Source organism: Pseudomonas sp. PS02288 (genome assembly GCF_029959715.1).
Taxonomy (GTDB): Bacteria; Pseudomonadota; Gammaproteobacteria; order Pseudomonadales; family Pseudomonadaceae; genus Pseudomonas_O; species Pseudomonas_O kuykendallii.
This window is the reverse complement of the sequence record NZ_JASCPA010000003.1, coordinates 103013-117739: the sequence shown is the minus strand read 5'-3', so window position 1 is coordinate 117739 and position 14727 is coordinate 103013. Positions and strand designations below refer to the sequence as shown.

Genomic DNA, 14727 nt, shown 5'->3' with positions numbered 1-14727 from the left:
CACCTTCATGAAAGATCGCCTGTTCATCTTCATCCAGTACATCACCCCGCACCACCTGCTCTCACGGCTCGCCGGCTGCCTGGCCGAGTGCCGGGTCGGCTGGCTGAAGAACGCCTTCATCAATGGGTTCGTGCGTCACTTCCAGGTTGACATGAGCCAGGCGCGGGTCGAAGACCCCACCGCCTACGAGAACTTCAACGCCTTCTTCACCCGTGCCCTGAAAGACGGCGCGCGCCCGCTCGACCCGACGCCGAACGCGGTCATCTGCCCGGTCGACGGGGCGATCAGCCAGCTCGGTCCGATCGAGAGCGGACGCATCTTCCAGGCCAAGGGCCACAACTACAGCGTGCTCGAACTGCTCGGCGGCGACGCCGAGCGTGCGGCGCCCTTCATGGGCGGCGAGTTCGCCACCATCTACCTGTCGCCCAAGGACTACCACCGCATACACATGCCGCTGGCCGGCACCCTGCGCGAAATGGTCCACGTCCCGGGCAGGATCTTCTCGGTGAACACCGTCACCGCGCAGAACGTGCCGGAACTCTTCGCCCGCAACGAGCGGGTGGTCTGCCTGTTCGATACCGAGCGGGGGCCAATGGCGATGGTGCTGGTCGGCGCGATGATCGTCGCGAGCATCGAAACCGTCTGGGCCGGGCTGGTCACGCCGCCGAAGCGGACCCTGCGCAGCTGGCGCTACGACGAGGCCGCGCGTGCGCCGATCCATCTGGAGAAAGGCGCCGAGATGGGCCGCTTCAAGCTGGGCTCGACCGTGATCCTGCTGTTCGGGCCGGAACAGGTGAGCTGGGCGGAACAGCTCGCCGCGCTGACGCCGGTATGCATGGGCCAGTCGCTGGCGCAGGCGAAAACCGCTCCGGCGCTGGACGCCGCCCCCGGCGACCCGCTGCCGCCCCTGTGAAAGGTGCCGCGAATCAATGCGCCGGGGCGAAAGCACCGGCGCAGGCGCCGCAGTGATGCCAGAATGGCTGCGGACGCCTCGGGATGCTGCTAAAGTTCTGGAAATTCACTAATTTTTACCCGCGCAGCGTCGGAGTATTGGTTTTACATGGATAAACAGAGTCCCCACCTGTTATTACGTGTTCCGACGCCCAGTCAGCAAAGCCTGACCTTTTGCGACGCTTCCCCCAAGGACCTCAAGCGCTGGATCGCCGGGCTGCCGAAAGCTAACATCGGTGAAACCGCGCGACAGCTCTATCAGTGCCTGGTCGAGCTCAATCAGTTGGTCACTCCGGTGGAAAACCGCCTGCAGCTGCTCGAGCTGCTGCGTCCGGAGATCTACTTCGTTTGCCAACACCTGGAACGCCACTTCCTCAATCAGGCGATCGTCCTCGACGAGCGGCCGCGCAAGGTCGCCAACCTCTGCCAGGCGCTGCAGAACCATCTGGCGATCGGCTACAAGCTGATCATCGCGCGCGTCGTGCCGCGCTACTCGAAGGACCGTTCGCAACTGCTCGCCGCCTGCCTGCAACGCGCTATCCACGCGCTCTGCGGCCCGTTGATCCGCGCCAGCCAGCTGTATTGCCCGGTGCCGGAAGGCCTCTGGCTGGAGCTGCACCAGATCTACCAGATCGCCCGCGACCATAATCTGCAGAAAACCACCGTACGCGACCCCCTGGCTCGCCACACGCAGACCCTGAGCGTCGAGCAGTCGTACCTCGTCGGGTTGCTGATCGGCTGTGCCCGCGCCAACCAGATGCGTCAGAGCGGCATCGCGCGCCTGGCCGAAGTGCTCGAGCCCTGGAGTCAACTGGTCAAGCTGCAGCCCGCCGACCTGCCGAGCAGCCTGTTCGCGGTGGCGCCGCAGCTGGATGGGCCGCCCCGCTACAAGACGCTGTTCAGCGCCCAGGAACAGCAGCGCCTGCTGGGGATCGACCCGACGCCACTGGTGGACGCCATCAAGGATTACCTGGCCCTGCCCCCGGAGAAGCGCAACCAGTCGACCCTGCTGGTGCCCGACGGCGTCAGCACCGACCTGCTGCAACACCTGGGCTCGGCCTGGGGCGACATTTCCGAGCGCACCTTCCAGCGCATTCCGGGCCAGGGCGCACTGACGCTCTGCCTCGGGATGAGCGCCGTGCACTACTTCCTCTCGGGAAAGCGTGCCTTCGCCGAAGTCCTGAAAAGCCCGAAATCCGTGACCCTCGCCACCTTCAAGCCGACCACCGGCGGCCCGGACGTGTGGTCCAACGCCTTCGATGCGCAGCCGATGCAGGACTGGGAAAACGGCATGCCGTTCGAGGAAATCCAGTACCAGCCAGTGCATGGAGAAGAGGGTTCGCACAACAACACCACCGCCGACGAGAGCTTCCCGACCTTTGCCCTGCAGATCGTCAACCACAGCCCAGGTGGGTATTGCCTGGCGTGGCCCAAGGAGGTCCCGCAGCAATTGCAGGCCGGCGAGCTGCTGGGCGTGCAAGATTCCCCGGAGCAGGGCTGGAGCGTGGGCGTGGTGCGCTGGATTCGCCAGGTTCGCGGGGGCGGCACGCAGATGGGCATCGAACTGGTCGCGCCACACGCCCAGACCTGCGGGCTGCAACTAGTGCGCAAGGCCGCCGAGCAGAGCAGCCACTATCTGCGCGCCCTGCTGCTGCCGGAAATCAGCGCGATTTCCCGCCCCGCGACCCTGATCACCCCGCGTCTGCCGTTCCAGGAAGGCAGCAAGGTCCAGATCAATCTGAATGGCAAGGAACACAAGGCGGTGCTGGGTCTGCGCCAGACCAGCACCGGCAGTTTCAGCCAGTTCGAATACCGCAGCGTCGAGCAGCCCGGCGAAGACCAGAACAAGCCGACGATACCCGGCGAAGGCCAAACCAGGCCGGCCGAGGAAGATTTCGACTCGCTCTGGAAGTCGCTGTAGATGCCCGTGCCTGCACCTTCGTTGGCATCTCGCGCCCTTGCGGCACGGTTCTAAGAACAGCTCATGGCTACCGAAAAGAAAACCATCCGCCTGTTGATCCTCGAAGACTCGCAGAACGAAGCCGAGCGACTGGTCAGCCTGTTCCGCAATTCCGGCCGGGCGACGCGGGTGCATCGGCTCACCTCCAGCGACGATCTCGCCGAGGCGCTGCAACAGAGCTGGGACCTGCTGATCAGCGCCCCGAACAGCGAAAACCTCGACCCCAACGAAGCCCTCGGCGCGATCCGCCGCCAGGCCAAGGACATCCCGGTCATCCAGTTGCTCGAGGGCAATGACCTCGACGACATCACCGAGGCCCTCGCGCTCGGCGCGCAGGACGCGCTGCCCCAGGGCCAGGACGAGCGCCTGATCCTGATCGCCAACCGCGAACTGGCCAACCTCGAGGAACGCCGCGCGCGCCGCCGCGCCGAGATATCCCTGCGCGAGATCGAGAAGCGCTGCCAGCTGCTGCTGGAAAGCTCGGTCGATGCCATCGCCTACGTCCACGAAGGCATGCACATCTACGCCAACCGCAGCTATTTGCAGCTGTTCGGCTACGAGGATGCCGAAGACCTCGAAGGCATGCCGATGATCGACCTGATCGCCGGCTGCGATCAGACCAGCTTCAAGGACTTCCTGAAGAACTATCACAGCGCCGAGACCCAGGATCACCTGACCTGCCAGGGCGTGAAGACCGACGGCCTGCAGTTCAAGGCGCGCATGGAGCTGTCGCCCGCCACCTATGACGGCGAACCCTGCATCCAGGTGGTGATCCGCACCGAGACCGGCAACGCCGAACTGGAAGAGCGACTGCGCGAGATCAGCAGCCAGGACCTGGTGACCGGCCTGTACAACCGCACCTATTTCCTCGAGCTGATGGACAGCGCCGCCGAGCGCGCGGTCACCGTCGGCCAGCCGACCAGCCTGGGCTACCTGAAGATCGACCAGTACGCCGCGCAGCTCGCCGACCTGGGCATCGCCGAGCTCGACATGCTCTTCGCCGACGTCGCCAACCTGCTGCGCGGGCATTTCCCGGCAGATGCGCAACTGGCGCGCTTCGGCGACGACGTGTTCAGCGTGCTGCAGCCGGGCGTCACCCCGGAGCAGGCCCAACCGCTGCTCGCCGACCTACTCAGGAAGGTCGAGGGCCACCTGTTCGAAGTCAACGGCCGCACGGTGCAGATCACCCTGTCGATCGGCGTCGCCGGCCTCAACGAGAAGACCCCGAAAGCCCAGGAAGTCATCGATCGCGCGCACCGCTGCGCCGACGAGCTGAGCGCCGGCAACGCCGTCGCGCTGTACAACCCGGCGCAGGAACTGGCGGCGGCGGCGAACCGCGGCAACATCGTCGCCATGCTCAGGCAGGCGCTGGAAAACAACAGTTTCCGTCTGCTGTTCCAGCCGATCATCAGCCTGCGCGGGGACAATCACGAGCACTACGAGGTGCTGTTGCGCCTGCTCAATCCGCAGGGCGAGGAAATCCCGCCCTCGGAGTTCCTCAACGCCGCACGGGAAGCCGGGTTGGCCGAGAAGGTCGATCGCTGGGTGTTCCTGCATTCGATCAAGCTGCTCGCCGAGCACCGCAGCAAGGGCCACAGCACGCGGCTGTTCGTGCACCTGTCCCTCGCCAGCCTGCAGGACCAGACGCTGCTGCCCTGGCTCAGCGTGGCGCTGCAGGCCGCGCGCCTGCCGGCCGACACCCTGGTGTTCCAGATCGCCGAGCCGGATGCGATCAACTACCTCAAGCAGGCCAAGGCGCTCACCCAGGGGCTCGCCGAACTGCATTGCCGGGTCGCGCTGAGCCAGTTCGGCTGCGCGGTGAACCCGTTCAACACGCTTAAGCACCTGAACGTCGATTTCGTGAAGGTGGACGGCTCCTACGCCCAGGACCTGAGCAAGGCGGAAAACCAGGAAGCGCTGAAGACCCTGCTCGCCAGCCTGCACTCCCAGGCCAAGCTGACCATCGTGCCCTTCGTCGAAACCGCCAGCGTGCTGGCGACGCTATGGCAGGCCGGGGTCAACTACATCCAGGGCTACTACCTGCAGGGCCCGAGCCAGTCGATGGACTACGAGTTCTCGGCGGACGAGTAAGCCGGCGCCCCGCGGGATCGCACCACGCCTCGGGCCAGCGCGGGCTGGCCCGAGGCCTTCCGATCAGCGTTCCTTCACCACCAGGCTCGACGGCGTCGCCCCCTGCGCACGCCAACTCGGGCGGTACATCGATTCGACCTGCGGCGGCGGCACGCGATAGGTGCCGGGGGTGACCGCGCGGGCCAGGTAGAGCAGGTGCGTCGGCCCGTAGCTGTTCACGTCCAGCGCCGCGACGTAGCGGTCGTCGCGGAATTCCTGGTGACGGATCGTGCCGTTCTGCATGTCCTGCTGCCATTCCTTCAACGCCCCGCCCGCGTCTTCCAGGCTGGCCGAGCTTTGCGCCAGGTTCTGGTTTTCCAGCTCCAGGCCGGCCGGCAGCAGGTCGACCACCAGCGCGTCGGGTACCCGCTCCTTGGCACGGATCGAGAGGTGCACCAGCACCAGATCGCCGCTGCGCAGGTCGGCCAGGTCCAGCGCCCGGCCACGGGTGTCGTAGAAATCGCGCTCGATGCTGAGGTTCTCGCTGCTCGGCGTCGGCTCGCTGGCCGGATAGCCCGAGACGCTCAACTGCTGATACAGCGTGACGCCGTCGGTGCCGGTCAGGCTCAGCGGCTCGGCCAGTGCCTCGCCGTCCAGTTTCAACCCCGGCTGCGCGGCACTGAGCGCGTGGCTCTGGTCGGCCACCTGCAACTGCGCGCTCCAGTCCGGCTCCGGCTTGCCGAGCACGCCCCGGCCAGCCAGGAACAGCGCGTTGCGCTCCTGGGTCGACAGCCAGCGCGTGGCGCGCAGCTCCTCGGCCACGGCGAACAGGCGCTCGTCGCGCTGCGCCGGAACCAGGTCCTTCTCCTCCAGCAGCGCATAGATCAGCGCCTGGTCGCGCAGCGGGCTGCCGTAGTCGGAGAGCCAGGCGTCGCGGTCGCGACCGATGCTCAGCCCGGCCTGCAGCGCCTGCTCGGCGCGCGGCGCATCGCCCATCTGCCTGAGGGCGATGGACAGTTGCACCAGCGGCAGTCCGGAGCGCGCCTCGTCACGTCGGTCGAACAGTGCGCGCAGGGCGCCCAGCGGCGCCTGCTGGCTGCGTGCGAGAACGTAGCCGGCGTAGGCCTGAACGGCGAAACGGCTGGCGTCCAGGTTGTCGCTGTAGCCGGTCTCGATAAGCGTGCGCTCCTGCAGGTAGCGCAGCAGCCGCTGGGTGGCCTTGGTCAGCGCATCCGGCGGCACGCCGAAGCCCTGGTCGCGGGCGCGCAGGAGGAAGTCGGTGACGTAGGCGGTCAGCCAGTACTCCTCCTCGCTGTCCGCGCCCCACAGGCCGAAGCTGCCGTTGTGTCGCTGCATGCCGAGCAGGCGTTCGATGCCCAGTTCGATGGCGCGGCGACGCACCGCGTCCGGCTCGCCGACGATCCCCAGGCGCGACAGCGTGCCGGCGTCGGCATACAGCGAGGGATACAGGCCGCTGGTGGTCTGCTCCAGGCAGCCGTAGGGATAGGCGTGCAGCTCGCGGATCTGCTCGGCGAGGTTGAGCGGCGGCCGGCTCGACACGCTGAGCAGCGCCTCGCGCCCGGCCGGATCGAACTGCGCCAGGGTGCCCGCCGGCAGTTGCCAGCCTTCGCCCTTGAGCAGCGTCTGGAAGCGGACGGTCTGCGCCGGCCAGGCCGGGCGCACGCCGAGGGTCCAGCTTCGGCTCAGCGGTGGCAGGTTCTCGCCGGGCAGATCGATCCCGTCCACGGTGACCGTGACGCTGCCCTGGCCGTAGCCGCCGAGCGCGCGCACCGGGATGCGCAGCGTGCTGCGCTGGCCTTCGTCCAGTTTCACCTGCAGCGTCGACTCGCCGCCCTCCAGCGCCAGCTGGCCTTCGCTGCGCAGCTTCACTTGCAGCGTCTGCACCTTGCCCGAGAGGTTGCTGAGGTCCAGCGCCAGGCGGGTTTCGTCGCCGCCGGCAAGGAAGCGCGGCGCCGACAGCTCGGCCACCAGCGGCGCGGCGACCACCGTCTTCGCCTCGGCCATGCCGAAGCGCTGGTCGGTCCAGGCCTGCGCCATCAGCCGCAGCTCGCCGTTGAAATCGGGAATATCGAGGCTGATCTCGCCCTCGCCCTGGTCATCCAGGGTCACCGGCTGGCTCTGCAGGGCGACGATGTTGACGCTGGTCTGCGGCGGCTTGCCACCCTTGCTCAAGGCTGCGGCGTCACCACCGAAAGCCAGGCTGGCCAGGCGTCCGCCGCCCTCGATCAGTTGCCCGTAGACGTCCAGCTGGTCGGCACCGTAGGCCTTGCGACCGAACATCGCGACGAAGGGATCGGGGGTCTGATAATCGGTGATGTTGAGGATGCCGACGTCCACCGCGGCGAGCAGCACGCGCACCTGCCGCGGCGCGCTGCCGTCGGCGTCGTGCGCCTGCACGCGGACCTTCAGCGGCTGGTTGGGGCGCATCTTGTCCGGCGCCGTCAGGCTCAGCGCCAGTTTGCGCGGGGCGCGCTCCAGCGGCAGGTGCAGCAGGCCGACGGCGCGTTTCGGCGTGGCGTTGCTCTTCCGCTCGCCCGGGCGAATCACCAGCGCGCTGACGTACAGGTCATGCCGCGCCCACTCTTTGGCGATCGGCACCTCGAAGGTCTTGCCTTCGGCCGGCACTTGGATTTCCTGCCACCAAAGCGGGCCGTCGGCGGACTCCACCAGCAGGTAACCGCTGCCGGCGGCCGGCGGCGTCACGCTGACCTTCGCCGTGTCGCCTTCGGCATAGGCCGGCTTGTCCAGCGCCAGCTTGACCTGGTCCGGGCGTACCGCGCCGCCCTCGGCGTTGTCCTGCCAGCGGTAGCCGGCCCAGAAGCGCAGGCTGCTGACCATCCCGGTCTGCGGGTCTTCAACCTCGACGCGATACGGGCCCCACTCCACCGGGAAGGCGATTTTCGCGGTGCCGTCGGCGGCCACCGAAACGCTCTCCTCGGCGAGGTTCAGGTACTTCTCGTTGTAGTGATAACTCCAGCCGTCGTCGGCGGAGAAGTTCCAGTAGTAGTCGCGGCGCTCGCGCACCAGGCGCACCTTGAGGTCGTCGGCGGCCAGCTTGTGCCCGCTCGGGTCGGCCACCAGCACCTCGAATTCGGCCTGGCTGTCGCTGTCCACTTCCTCGCCGTCGAACAGCCCGCGCAGCCCCGGCAGGCGCTCGGCCGGCCACACCGGCTGCTCCAGGCGACGGGTGATCGGCCGCCCACCGGACTCCTGCAGGCTGGCCTGCAACGTCAGCTGCAACGGCGAGCGCGCCTCGGCCCAGCGGCTGTCGAGGCTCAGCGTCGCCTTGCCCTCGGCATCCAGGGCGGTTTCGTCGAGGTCCAGGTCCTGGCTCAGTTCTTCCTCGGTGACCGAGCCGAACTGGTAGCCGGGCAACGCCGGCACGGCTTCGCGCAGCGGCCGGACATAAAGTTGCCCGCCCAGCTTGTTGCCGGACGCCGGTGCGCCGTAAAGGTAGCGACCCTCGACCTCGAACTGCGCCGTATCGCCCGGCGCCAGCGGCGTGTCGCTGCCTTGCAGGTGCAGCGCCAGGCGTTCGGGGAGGAAATCCTCGACGAGAAATTCATAGAGCTGCGGCTTGCCGTCGCCCAGGTCGAGCAGCAACTGCCAGCGCCCGGTCGGTGCATCGGCGGCCAGCGCCAGCGGGTACTGGTAGAAACCGCTCTCGCCCGGCGCCCAGACGAACTTGCGGCTGAGTTGCTGATCCGGCTTGCGTACCTCGACGTTCACCGGTTGCGCCGCCACCGGCTTGCCATCGGCGTCGCGCAGCAAGGCGTTGAGCAGGACCGTCTCGCCGGGGCGGTAGAGGTCGCGCGGGCCGAAGACGAAGAATTGCAGCGGGTGCGCGGCGGGGCCGGCGATGTCGAACTCGGCCAGGTCCAGCGCCGGGGCGCCGAGGCGCAGCAGGCTGGTCTGCGCGCCGTCGCGGGCGATCAGCACCTGCGCCTTGTCCGCGAGCGGCAGCTCGGCGTGGCCGCCTTTCGCGGTCTTGCCGCTGGCCAGCAGCTTGCCCTTGTCGTCGAGCAGTTCCAGGGTGATGCCGTCCAGCGCCTTGCCGCCGTCCAGCGCCTGGGTGAACACGTCCAGACGGTTGGCGTAGCGGTGCGCGGAGAGGCCGATGTCGCTCAGGGTGAACAGCGTGGCCGGCTGCGTGTAGCTGTACTCGCCGGCCTGGCGCATCACCGCCAGGTAGACGCCGGGCTGCTTGAACGGCTCGAGCCCGGCGATCGGCAGCAGCAGGTTCTCGCGGGTGTTGCGCGCCGGATTCAGATCGAAGCGCCCGCCGTAGACCAGGTCGGCCATCGGCAGCAGTTCGCTGGCCTCCCAACTGCCCAGCGCGGAACGGCGGCCCCAGCGTTCGAGGAACGCCGGCAGGCTGTCCGGCTTGATGCGGAAGAACTCGACGTTGACCTTGTCGACGTTCAGCGCGATCACCGGCAGGCCCTCCACCAGCCGCGTCGGCAGCAGCGAACCGGCGCTGGCGAAGCCGACGCTGGGCTGCAGGTCACGGGTTTCCAGGCGCGCGACGTACTCGGCGGCGAGGCTGGAGCCGCCCAGCCCGCGCAGGCCGGCATCCACCGTCAGCACCAGCTTGCGCTGCGGCTCGAGGTGGCGCATACGCAGCTCCATGAGGTTGTCCGACAGCTCCCAGGCGCCGTCGACCTTGCCGTCCTTGCTGTCGACCAGATGCAGTTTGTCGGCGAAGGCCTGATCGGGGTCCAGCGGCACGCTGAAGCTCACCGACAGTGCGGAAGCGCCCTCGACCTGGATTTCCGAGACATCGGCGACACTCAGCTCGCGCCCGGCATAGCGCTGCGCCAGGGCCGCACGATCCTGCGGCGCGGCGGCGGGCTGCTGCGCCGGGGCGGCCGCCGGTGGCGCGCTGGCGGCCTTCTCCGGCGCTGACGAATCGCAGGCGCTCAACAGCATCAGGGCAAAGGCCAGGAAGAGTCCTTTCTTCTGCATCACAGTCTCCAGGGGGCAGGCAGGTCGGCGCAGGTTACGTGTATAGCCGCGCGAAGCAATGGATAGAGACCAGAATAGGCAGGAATTGTTAGACCCCGTCACAGCATGCGGCAGGCGAACGCCTCCGGGCTTCGTCTGCCGGCAGCGCGAGGGCTATCAAGGGCGCGGCCTCGGTATACTGCGCGGCCCATCAGGAGCCTTCGCATGAGCGTGAAACAGGCCTGGCGCGACATGCCCACCCACCGGCGGGTGTGGGCACTGGCAGCGCCGATGATCCTTTCCAACCTGTCCGTGCCGCTGGTGGCGCTGGTCGACAGCGCCGTGGTCGGCCACCTGCCGCACGCGCATCAACTCGGCGCCGCGGCGGTGGGCAGCGCGCTGTACCTGCTGATCGTCGGGGTGCTCGGTTTCCTGCGCATGGGCACCACCGGTTTCGCCGCGCAGGCCTCCGGGCGGGGCGATGGCGGCGGCCTGCGCCAGGTGCTATTGCAGGGGCTGCTGCTCGGCCTACTGCTGGCGGCGCTGCTCGGCGCGCTAGCGATTCCGTTCGGCGATGCCGCGCTGGAGCTGATGAACCCTTCCGCCGAGCTCGACGGCCAGACCCGCGCTTTCCTCCACACGCGCCTGCTCGGGCTGCCAGCGGCGCTGGCCAACTACGCGCTGGTCGGCTGGTTCCTCGGCACGCAGAACGCCCGCGCGCCGCTGGCGATCCTGCTGCTGACCAACCTGAGCAATGCGGCGCTGTCGCTGTGGTTCGTCCTCGGCCTGGATTGGGGCGTGGTCGGCGCGGCGCGGGCGGCGGTGCTTGCCGAATGGTGCGGCGCGCTGCTCGGCCTGGCACTGACGCGCGGCGCGCTGCGCGCCCATCCCGGAACGCTCGACTGGCCGGCGCTGCGCCGCTGGGCCAATTGGCGACCGCTGCTGGCGGTCAATCGCGACATCTTCATCCGCTCGCTGGCGCTGCAGGCGGTGTTCTTCCTGGTCACCGTGCAGGGCGCGCGCCTGGGCGACGCCACCGTGGCGGCGAACGCTCTGCTGCTCAACGGGCTGCTGCTCACCGCCTACGCGTTGGACGGCCTGGCACACGCGCTGGAGGCACTGTGCGGGCACGCCATCGGCCGCGCCGATCGCCCGGCGCTGCAACGCTCGCTGGTGGTCGCCGGCGGCTGGTCGCTGCTCGCCAGCCTGCTCTTCGCGCTGTTCTTCCTGCTCGGCGGCAGGCTGTTCGTCGGCCTGCAGACGGATATCCCGGAGGTGCGCGAGGTCGCCCTGCAGTACCTGCCCTACCTGGCCGTGCTGCCACTGGTGGCGGCCTGGAGCTACCTGCTCGACGGCCTGTTCATCGGCGCCACCCGCGCGCGGGAGATGCGCGACGCCATGCTCATCGCCTTCGCCATCAGCCTGCCGCTCGGGCTGCTGTTGCAGGGCTACGCGAACCACGGCCTGTGGCTGACCTTCCTGGGCTTCATGCTCATCCGCGGGATCAGCCTGGGCCTCTACGCCCGCCGTCTGAACCGCGCGGGCGCCTGGTTCGCCCGGGCGGCGGCCTAGCCGGCGGAACACCATGGCCGGGCATGGGCGCCACCGAATGGAAGAGGCACAATGACGACGACACCCCCGCGACCGGCAGACATCCCTCAGGAAGGACCCGCATGAGCATGACGAACACCTCGCCGTCCCCTCGCCTCGAAGGCTTTCAGCCATGAGCCAGGCCATCGCCGCCTACCTGCATTACCTGTCGATCTTCGTGCTGTTCTCGCTGCTCAGCCTGGAGCACGTCCTCTTCAAGCTGCCGATGGACAGTGCACGGGCGCGCAGCCTGATACGCATCGACATCTCCTTCGGCATCACCGCCGGCGTGGTGCTGCTCACCGGCCTGGCGCGGGTGATCTGGTTCGGCAAGGGCTGGAGCTACTACCTGCACAACGGCGTATTCCACGCCAAGGTCGGCCTGTTCGTGCTGGTCGGGCTGCTTTCGATCATCCCCACGCTGACCTTCTTCGAGTGGCGCAATGCCCTCAAGGCCGGGCGCGAACCGCAGACCAGCGCCGCCCGCGCGCGCCTGACGATCGGCGTGATCCGCGCCGAACTGGCCCTGCTGATGGCGATGCCGCTGCTGGCCACGCTGATGGCGCGCGGCTTCGGCTACAGCGGCTAGCGATTGCGTCCGCGGGCGGCGCGCTTCACTGGCGCATGCCGACGCCCAATCGGTTGAAGGCGTTCATCAGGGCCACGGCGAAGCTCAGGTCGGCGATTTCGACATCGTTGAAGTGTGCCTTCAGGGCGTCGAAGACCTCTTCGGGTGCGCCGCTGCGCGCCACCTCGGTCAGCGACTCCGCCCAGTCCAGTGCCGCCCGCTCGCGGGCGTCGAAGCGGCCGCTGACGCGCCAACCGGCCAGGGCGTCCAGCTTGGCATCCTCGGTGCCGCCGGCGCGCAGGGCCCTGGCGTGCATCTCGGTGCAGAACGAGCAGCCGTTGAGCTGCGAGACGCGCAGGTTGACCAGCTCGATCAGGCGCTTGCCCAGCGGGCTGCGATCGAGGGCCTTCTTGGCGGCGAGGAAGCCCTGATAGGCGTCCGGCGAGAGGTCGTAATAGGGCAGGCGCAGGCTACTCATGCCGACAGTCCTTCTTCGTGGGGAAACCTGGCGGCCCATTGCGCGGCGATCCGTTCCAGCTGCCAGCGTGCACGCGCCAGGCCGGCGGCGTGCGCCGCGGGGTCGGCGAACGGCAGCGGCTGGGTATCGACAAACTGTGCCGACGCAACGCCGAACGCCGCGCGCAGCGCCAGGCTCAGCGTATCCCTGTGGGCGTCGCCGGCGCCGGGATCGGCGCTGTGGGTGGTCAGGAACAACACTCTCCGGCGGGCCGGGCTGCCCTGTTCATCCGACACGCAGGTCACCCCGGCGCGGACGATGGCGTCGATGAACGCCTTGAGGTTCGACGGCATGCTCCCGTTGCAGATCGGCATGGCGAACAGCAACGCGTCCGCCTCCCGCAGGCGACGGCACAGCGCAGCCGAGTCGGCCAGGATGGCGTTCATCGCCGGCTCGGCGCCGAAGTGCGGCGGCGCCTGCAGCGCGAGGTCGAGGTAATCGACCTGCAGGCCATCGAGCCGCCCGCGCAACAGGTCGACGAAATACTTCGCCAACGCCCGCGAATTCGACGTCTCGCGGCTGGCACTGCAATCCACATGCATGAGTTTCACGGCAAGCTTCGCTATCGGCCTGGACATTCACTGCCTGCAACTCTAGGCGCGACATGCCATAGTCGACAGAGCCAAGAATCGATGGAATGACCAGGACATGCGCAACGACCTTCCCGACCTGCGACCGGACCGTGCCGAGGGCACGCCGATCTACCTGCAGCTCTACGCACGCTTTCGCCGGGCCATCGCCCAGGGCCAGTTGCGCCCGGGCGACCGCGTGCCGGCGGTACGGGCGCTCGCCAGCGAGCTGAACCTGGCGCGAGGTACCGTGGAGGCCGCCTACCAGTTGCTGGTCAGCGAGGGCTACCTGATGCCGCGGGGCCCCGCCGGCACCGTGGTTTCGCCGCAACTGGCGACCCACGCCTATTCCGCGGTCGCCCCGGAGGTCGTGCCGCAGAGCAGTTTCCACGCCGACGCGGGAAGCGCCGAACGCCCGCTGCAACTCGGCCTGCCGGCGCTCGACGCCTTCCCCCGCGCACTGTGGACGCGCCTGGCCGCGCGGCGCCTGCGCAGCCAGTCCGGCAACGACCTGGCCTACCCGAATGCCCGTGGCGACGCGGGCCTGCGCGAAGCGATCGCCGCCTACCTCGGCGTGTCTCGCGGCATCGCCTGCAGCGCGCAGCAGGTATTCATCACCGCCGGCCACCGCGGCTCGCTGGACCTGATCTGCCGCACGCTGCTGCAACCCGGCGACGCCTGCTGGTTCGAGGACCCCGGCTACCCGCACGCGCGGCTGCTGCTCGAGGGCGCGGGCGCGCGGCTGGTGCCGTTGCCGGTGGATGGCGAAGGCCTGTGCGTGGATGTCGGCCTGCACCGCGCGGCGAACGCGCGCTTCGCCGTGGTCACCCCGTCGCACCAGAGCCCGCTCGGGGTCTCCCTGTCGCTGCCGCGACGGCTCGCGCTGCTGGACTGGGCGAACGCCGCCGGCGCCTGGGTCATCGAGGACGACTACGACAGCGAATACCGCTATCAGGGTCGCCCGCTGCCGGCGCTCAAGAGCCTCGACCGCCAGGGCCGCGTGCTCTATGCCGGCACCTTCAGCAAGGTGCTGTTTCCCGGCCTGCGCCTGGCCTACCTGGTGGTGCCGGAAAGCCAGGTCGCCCGCTTCGTGCGCAGCGCCGAGGTTTTCCAGCAGCATTGCCCGTCGCTGTCGCAGGCGACCGTGGCCGACTTCCTCACCCAGGGCCATTTCGCCCGCCACCTGCGCAAGATGCGCAACCTGTACGCGCTGCGCCGCGGCTACCTGAGCGAAGCGCTGCACGCCGCCTTCGGCGATCGCCTGCGCATCGACCTGCAGGCGGGCGGCATCCAGTTGCTCGCCCAGCTGGATGCCGGCGAGGACGACCGGGCGCTCGCCGAACGGATCAACGCCTGCGGCATCGGCGTCCATGCACTGTCCAACTGGACGCTGCAGGAGCGCCATCCGCCGGGCCTGCTGATGGGCTTCACCAACCTCGCCAGCGCTGAACAGGCACGCGACGTGGTGGCGCGGATGAAGGCGGCGATGCCGCCACCCGCCCTGTCGTAGAGCGGCATCGCGCCCGGCGAGGATTGC

9 protein-coding genes are annotated in these 14727 nt (G+C 68.5%); 6 read left to right on the top strand and 3 right to left on the bottom strand.

Annotated features, from left to right (window positions below):
• The first annotated feature begins 7 nt into the window (after positions 1-7).
• From asd to QMX85_RS02880, 3 genes are all read left to right on the top strand, one after another.
• Positions 8-913: an archaetidylserine decarboxylase gene (gene asd, locus QMX85_RS02890; protein WP_282338691.1), complete on the top strand. Its 906-nt coding sequence runs from the start codon at positions 8-10 to the stop codon at positions 911-913.
• A gap of 147 nt (positions 914-1060) precedes the next feature.
• Positions 1061-2872: a molecular chaperone gene (locus QMX85_RS02885; protein WP_282338690.1), complete on the top strand. Its 1812-nt coding sequence runs from the start codon at positions 1061-1063 to the stop codon at positions 2870-2872.
• Between the two features lie 63 nt (positions 2873-2935).
• On the top strand, positions 2936-5002 hold the full coding sequence (locus QMX85_RS02880) for an EAL domain-containing protein (protein WP_282338689.1): 2067 nt from the start codon (positions 2936-2938) through the stop codon (positions 5000-5002).
• A gap of 63 nt (positions 5003-5065) precedes the next feature.
• On the opposite strand, the gene QMX85_RS02875 is transcribed toward QMX85_RS02880, so the two are convergent.
• Positions 5066-9967, bottom strand: coding sequence for an alpha-2-macroglobulin (locus tag QMX85_RS02875; RefSeq protein ID WP_282338688.1), 4902 nt, complete (start codon positions 9965-9967; stop codon positions 5066-5068).
• 204 nt (positions 9968-10171) lie between these two features.
• Between QMX85_RS02875 and QMX85_RS02870 the strand changes: the two genes are divergently transcribed.
• Positions 10172-11518, top strand: a complete 1347-nt coding sequence (locus QMX85_RS02870) for an MATE family efflux transporter (protein WP_282338687.1) — start codon at positions 10172-10174, stop codon at positions 11516-11518.
• Positions 11519-11669: 151 nt separating this feature from the next.
• A complete protein-coding gene (locus tag QMX85_RS02865) occupies positions 11670-12125 on the top strand; it encodes a DUF2214 family protein (protein WP_273228995.1) in 456 nt (151 codons plus the stop codon).
• Positions 12126-12150: 25 nt separating this feature from the next.
• Here QMX85_RS02865 and QMX85_RS02860 read toward each other — a convergent pair whose 3' ends face one another.
• Positions 12151-12582 (bottom strand): carboxymuconolactone decarboxylase family protein, encoded by a 432-nt coding sequence (locus QMX85_RS02860; RefSeq protein WP_282338686.1) that lies wholly within the window; start codon positions 12580-12582, stop codon positions 12151-12153.
• Positions 12579-13163, bottom strand: coding sequence for an NAD(P)H-dependent oxidoreductase (locus QMX85_RS02855; protein ID WP_282338722.1), 585 nt, complete (start codon positions 13161-13163; stop codon positions 12579-12581). The genes QMX85_RS02860 and QMX85_RS02855 overlap by 4 nt, the downstream gene beginning before the upstream one ends.
• Positions 13164-13269: 106 nt before the next feature.
• Between QMX85_RS02855 and QMX85_RS02850 the strand changes: the two genes are divergently transcribed.
• A complete protein-coding gene (locus QMX85_RS02850) occupies positions 13270-14700 on the top strand; it encodes a PLP-dependent aminotransferase family protein (protein WP_282338685.1) in 1431 nt (476 codons plus the stop codon).
• Positions 14701-14727 lie beyond the last annotated feature (27 nt).

What these genes read in the sequence shown, in the direction of transcription:
- asd (WP_282338691.1), top strand. Translation starts at nt 8, where the DNA reads ATGAAAGATCGCCTGTTCATCTTCATCCAGTACATCACCCCGCACCAC.
- QMX85_RS02885 (WP_282338690.1), top strand. Translation starts at nt 1,061, where the DNA reads ATGGATAAACAGAGTCCCCACCTGTTATTACGTGTTCCGACGCCCAGT.
- QMX85_RS02880 (WP_282338689.1), top strand. Translation starts at nt 2,936, where the DNA reads ATGGCTACCGAAAAGAAAACCATCCGCCTGTTGATCCTCGAAGACTCG.
- QMX85_RS02875 (WP_282338688.1), bottom strand. Translation starts at nt 9,967, where the DNA reads ATGCAGAAGAAAGGACTCTTCCTGGCCTTTGCCCTGATGCTGTTGAGC.
- QMX85_RS02870 (WP_282338687.1), top strand. Translation starts at nt 10,172, where the DNA reads ATGAGCGTGAAACAGGCCTGGCGCGACATGCCCACCCACCGGCGGGTG.
- QMX85_RS02865 (WP_273228995.1), top strand. Translation starts at nt 11,670, where the DNA reads ATGAGCCAGGCCATCGCCGCCTACCTGCATTACCTGTCGATCTTCGTG.
- QMX85_RS02860 (WP_282338686.1), bottom strand. Translation starts at nt 12,582, where the DNA reads ATGAGTAGCCTGCGCCTGCCCTATTACGACCTCTCGCCGGACGCCTAT.
- QMX85_RS02855 (WP_282338722.1), bottom strand. Translation starts at nt 13,163, where the DNA reads ATGCATGTGGATTGCAGTGCCAGCCGCGAGACGTCGAATTCGCGGGCG.
- QMX85_RS02850 (WP_282338685.1), top strand. Translation starts at nt 13,270, where the DNA reads ATGCGCAACGACCTTCCCGACCTGCGACCGGACCGTGCCGAGGGCACG.